Source organism: Janthinobacterium sp. BHSEK (genome assembly GCF_056174685.1).
This window is the reverse complement of record NZ_JBWBYV010000282.1, coordinates 1-709: the sequence shown is the minus strand read 5'-3', so window position 1 is coordinate 709 and position 709 is coordinate 1. Positions and strand designations below refer to the sequence as shown.

The following is a 709-nucleotide window of genomic DNA, read 5'->3' as shown; positions in this document are numbered from 1 at the left end:
CACATATCGAAATACACACAACAATTTGAGTGCCTTTGCTGCCAGTTTAGGACTTTTCGAGGTGAAGCCATACAATTTTGGTGTCTTTGCATCTATAGCGATTATCTGGATAGCTCCCACATTTCATATTCTTCCTGTTGGCAATAAATTACTTGCATTTAGAAAAATACTACCTATAGTGTGAGTATCTAGCAGACTTACTAGATGTGGACATCCCGGGTTTTCTTTTTAGGAGAAATGCATGGCAGGTAAAACCACTGGCGGCAAGGTCGCCACTACCGCAGGGCGCACGCTCAGCAACCCGAACGCCTCGACACTGCAACGTAGCTTGGCGGGTAGCGCACTGGCACAATCTGGCACCCAAAAAGTGACGGGCAAGGCGATGGAAGCGAAAGCGTCCACGGCGCTTCAGAACGCCACTTCAGCAGCTACCACCAGATCGCTAGCTGGCTCGCTGGTATCGCAGTCGGACAAGAAACGCTAACCGGACCTTGACTGACGGCGCTTTGATACAGGTTCGGCCGTTAGTCAAACAAGGTATTTTCGTTCCTGCAGCTGGCTGTAAAGGCCAGCATTAGGAAAATCTCATTTCAATTGACTCTGTTTTTTAGTTCAAGGACAAGGCCGAATGATAGAAATTGACGAGGAAATAGCGCAACAACATCTGACAAGGATGCGTAAGATCTATACAGATTCAGCTGCCGCCTTC

At 48.0% G+C, this 709-nt stretch carries 2 protein-coding genes; both read left to right on the top strand.

Annotation, left to right across the window (positions count from 1 at the left end):
- Positions 1-184 (top strand): hypothetical protein (locus AC0V2Y_RS29055; RefSeq protein WP_475418497.1); only part of this gene is annotated, 184 nt, incomplete at its 5' end.
- A gap of 57 nt (positions 185-241) precedes the next feature.
- Positions 242-484, top strand: coding sequence for a hypothetical protein (locus tag AC0V2Y_RS29050; protein ID WP_436577529.1), 243 nt, complete (start codon positions 242-244; stop codon positions 482-484).
- Positions 485-709: the final 225 nt, after the last annotated feature.

Excerpts from the sequence above, each read along its gene's own strand:
- AC0V2Y_RS29050 (WP_436577529.1), top strand. The coding sequence starts at position 242 with ATGGCAGGTAAAACCACTGGCGGCAAGGTCGCCACTACCGCAGGGCGC.